The organism is Stenotrophomonas sp. 3diitr2024 (genome assembly GCF_042136455.1).
Taxonomy (GTDB): domain Bacteria; phylum Pseudomonadota; class Gammaproteobacteria; order Xanthomonadales; family Xanthomonadaceae; genus Stenotrophomonas; species Stenotrophomonas sepilia.
The window spans coordinates 1-4000 of the sequence record NZ_JBHHMJ010000361.1; the positions used below are offsets into that span (position 1 = coordinate 1).

Annotated in this window: 3 protein-coding genes; 2 read left to right on the forward strand and 1 reads right to left on the reverse strand. The window is 67.3% G+C overall.

Annotation, left to right across the window (positions count from 1 at the left end):
* Positions 1-192: 192 nt before the first annotated feature.
* Positions 193-1527, reverse strand: coding sequence for a dicarboxylate/amino acid:cation symporter (locus tag ABGA94_RS09160; protein ID WP_065179181.1), 1335 nt, complete (start codon positions 1525-1527; stop codon positions 193-195).
* Positions 1528-1681: 154 nt separating this feature from the next.
* On the opposite strand from ABGA94_RS09160, the gene ABGA94_RS09165 reads away from it, so the two are divergent.
* Positions 1682-3388, forward strand: a complete 1707-nt coding sequence (locus tag ABGA94_RS09165; RefSeq protein WP_053497129.1) for an alkaline phosphatase — start codon at positions 1682-1684, stop codon at positions 3386-3388.
* Entirely contained in the window at positions 3385-3930 is a 546-nt protein-coding gene (locus ABGA94_RS09170) for a WG repeat-containing protein (protein ID WP_111126972.1), read from the forward strand. The genes ABGA94_RS09165 and ABGA94_RS09170 overlap by 4 nt, the downstream gene beginning before the upstream one ends.
* Positions 3931-4000 lie beyond the last annotated feature (70 nt).

The window sequence follows — 4000 nt, forward strand, 5'->3', positions numbered from 1 at the left end:
TTGCGCCCCCGGTAGGTGCCGACCTTGGTCGGCATCGCGCCGCCTGCCCTGGTGGGTGCCGACCGTTGGTCGGCACTGCCTCCATCCACGCATGGCGTGGATCTACCAGGACCCGCCTTGGCCGCCACCGCGCCAACCAGCTCCCAAACAAAAGGCCCGCCGGTCAGGCGGGCCTTTCATCTCCACGCAACCTCAGCTGCGTGGCGGGGTCGGGTCAGGATCGTCCACGCCCACATTGCTGGACGGATTGTCATACACCGCCTGGTCGAGCAACCCGGTCTCCTTGGCCACGAGCACCGGCACCAGCATCTGGCCGGTCACATTCGTCATCGTGCGCATCATGTCCAGGATGCGGTCGATGGCATACAGGTAGCCGATGGTCTCCAGCGGCAGATTGGCTGCGCTCAGCACCACCGTGGCCATGATCACCGCAGTACCCGGCACGCCGGCGGTGCCGAAGCTGCCCAGCACCGAGGCGATCAGCACCACCACGTACTGCTCCGGGGTCAGCGGCACGCCGCTGTACTGCGAAATGAACACCGCGCACAGCGCCGGATAGATCGCGCCGCAGCCGTCCATCTTGATGCTGGCGCCCAGCGGCACCGCGAACGAACCGTAGTCCTTGTTCACGCCCAGGTTGTGGGTGATCGAACGCAGCGCCACCGGCATCGCAGCGAAGCTGGACGAGCTGACGAACGCAACCTGCATGCCCGGTGCGGCGCCACGGAAGAACTTCAGCGGGTTCAGGCCGTGCGCCAGCAGCAGCGCGCTGTAGACCACCACGATGTGCAGCGCACAGGCCACGTACAACGCCAGCACGAAATGGCCCAGCGGCAGCAGCTTCTCGAACCCATAGCTGCCGACCAGGCCTGCGATCAGGCCGAAGGTGCCGATCGGGGTGACTTCCAGTACGAAGCGGGTCACCTGGATCATGATGTCGCTCATCTGGCCAACCAGCTTGCGCGCCTCGGTCACCTTCTCGCCCAGCTTGACGATGGCAAAGCCCACCAGGCCGGCGAAGAAGATCACCGGCAGGATCGAGCCGCGACCCGCAGCCAGCACGGTCTCACCGGCCGCGTTGACCTTGGTGCCGATGCCGGACAGCGCATAGAAGACATTGGCAGGCACCACGTCCAGCAGCACCTGCACCACGCTGGGCACTTCGCGCGGCACGTAGTTGCTGGCCATCGACAACTGCAGGCCACCCGCGCCGGGCTGCAGCACCGTACCCACGGCCAGGCCGACACACACTGCCAGCGCAGCGGTAATCACGAACCACAGGAAGGTGCGCCCACTGAGCGCGGCCACGGACTTCTGCCCGTGCAGCGACGAGATCGCGTTGATGACCGCGAAGAACACCAGCGGCACGGCGATCATCTTGATCAGGGTGACGTACAGCTCACCGAGCGGGCCAAACCACGTTTCCGCGGCCGGGCCGAGCGCCCAGCCGGCCAGCGCGCCGAGCACGAAGCCACCGACCACGCGCTGCCAGAACGGAATCCGCAGCCAGGCAGAGACCAGCTTCATAGGCAATCCAGAGGGGAAGGAAGGGATGCTGGCACGATAGCCCAAGGCAGCCCGCAGAACGACCGCCCGGCCGGCAAATCAGTGTGTCATCGGCGTGCCTTGCTGGGGCGGGCATAATGAATGTCCCGTTACAGTTTGTGAGATCCCAGCGTCCATGCGTCGTTCCGTCTCCCTGTTGGCCGCCTGCGCCACCACCCTTCTGCTGGGCGCCTGCGCCAGCTCCGCCCCCGCGTCCGCCCCGGCCGGCCTGAAGGTCGCCGTCGATCCCGTCGCCCATCCGGCCGGCGAGACCCCGCAGTGGTGGTACCGCAGCGGGGCCGCCCAGGCTGCGGCCAATGGTGCGATGTCCGGCAAGGCCAAGAACGTCATCCTGTTCCTCGGTGACGGCATGAGCCTGACCACTGTGGCCGCCTCGCGCATCTACGAGGGCCAGCGCAAGGGCGGCTCCGGCGAGGAGAACCTGCTGTCCTGGGAACGCTTCCCGGCCACGGCGTTCAGCAAGACCTACAACACCGATTCGCAGACGCCTGATTCGGCCGGCACCATGACCGCCATCACCACCGGCGTGAAGACCCACATGGGCGCGATCGGCGTCAGTGCCGGAAGCCGCACCGACTGTGCCGACAGCCTGTCCAAGGGCCTGCTGACCTGGCTGCAGCTGGCCGACAGCGCCGGCCTGGCCACCGGCGTGGTCTCCACCGCACGCCTGACCCATGCCACCCCGGCTGCCACCTACGCGCACTCGCCCGAGCGCAACTGGGAAAACGACACCGACCTGACTGAAGCGGCCAAGGCGGCCGGCTGCAAGGACATCGCCCAGCAGCTGCTGTCGACCTCGCGCTATGGGCGCGGCCCGCTTGTCGCCCTTGGTGGCGGCCGTGGTGAGTTCACCACCGTGGAAGAGCGCGACCCGGAATACGACGACAAGGTCGGCCAGCGCCTGGACGGCCGCAGCCTGGTCCAGGAATGGCAGCAGGCGCATCCGCAGGGTGCCTATGTCTGGAACAGCAAGCAGCTGGCCGCGGCCGCCAATGCGCCGGCCATCCTTGGCCTGTTCGAACCGGACCACATGCGCTACGAGTACGAGCGCCCGCAGGATCCGGGCGGTGAGCCGAGCCTGGCCGAACTGACGGCTGCAGCGATCAAGAACCTTTCCAGGCACCCGGAAGGCTACGTGCTGATGATCGAAGGCGCGCGTATCGACCACGCCAACCACAGCGGCAATGCCTACCGTGCACTGACCGAGACCGTGGCGCTGTCCGATGCGGTGCGCGTGGCCAACGAGCTGACCTCGGCCGACGACACCCTGATCATCGTCACCGCCGACCACTCGCACACGCTGAACTTCGTCGGCTACCCGGCACGCGGCAACCCGATCCTGGGCAAGGTGAAGGACAAGGGCGGCGAAGACGGCGCCGGCAAGCTGGACTACGCCCTGGACGGCACCGGCCAGCCGTACACCACGCTGAGCTACGCCAACGGCCCAGGCCACACCGGCAGCAGCAACCAGCAGCCGGCCGGGCCGAAGCGCTACCCGCACAACCCAAGCAGCTTCGAACCGGCCAACGGTCGCCCGAACCTGCGCGAGGTCGACACCGAGCATCCGGACTACATGCAGGAAGCGCTGGTGCCGATGAAGTCCGAATCGCATGGTGGTGAGGACGTCGGCATCTGGGCACGTGGCCCGGGCAGCAAGGCGATCCGCGGCACGCTGGAACAGAACGCGATCTACCACATGATCGTGCAGGCCACCCCAGCCCTGCGCGAGCGCCTGTGCCAGGCCGGCACCTGCGATGACAAGGGCGTCCCTGTGCAGTTGCCGGCACCGACGGCCTTCGAACGCAAGGCCGAGGCCAAGTGATCGCGCGGCAGGCCCGCCCTGCCCCTGCCAGCGGCCGCTTTGCGCGGTCGCTGGCAATGCTTGGCGTGCTGGTCAGTGCCAATGCACAGGCACAGGCACCGGCATGCAAGCTGCTGACCGACGAACACGGGTTGTGGCCGCTCCCCAACTGCGAGGTGGTCGATCACCGGCTGAAGATCAGCGCCGATACGCTGAAGGACCTGAACTACGACGACCACGGCCTGGCCGTGGTGTATGCCGACCAGGGCTTCCACTACGTCGACCGCACGGGCCACAGCCTGCCGGTGCTTACCTGGGACAACGGCCCGGAAACTCCGCAGGAAGGCCTGCTGCGCGCACGCGTCGGCCACCGCGTGGGCTACTTCGACCTGAAGTTCCGCCAGGTGGTGCCCGGCACCTTCGATTTCGGGTGGCCATTCCAGGACGGCGTGGCCGAGGTCTGCAACGGCTGCCGTCGCGGCACGCCGGATGCCGATGGCCACACGCCGATGGAAGGCGGAGAGCGGTTCCGCATCGACCGCTCGGGCCGCCGGGTGAAGTAGGGTTTCGGCAGGGCTGCGCCCTGCACCTGCCGAAGCCGAAGCCGAAGCCAAATCAAGATCAAAAGCGGCT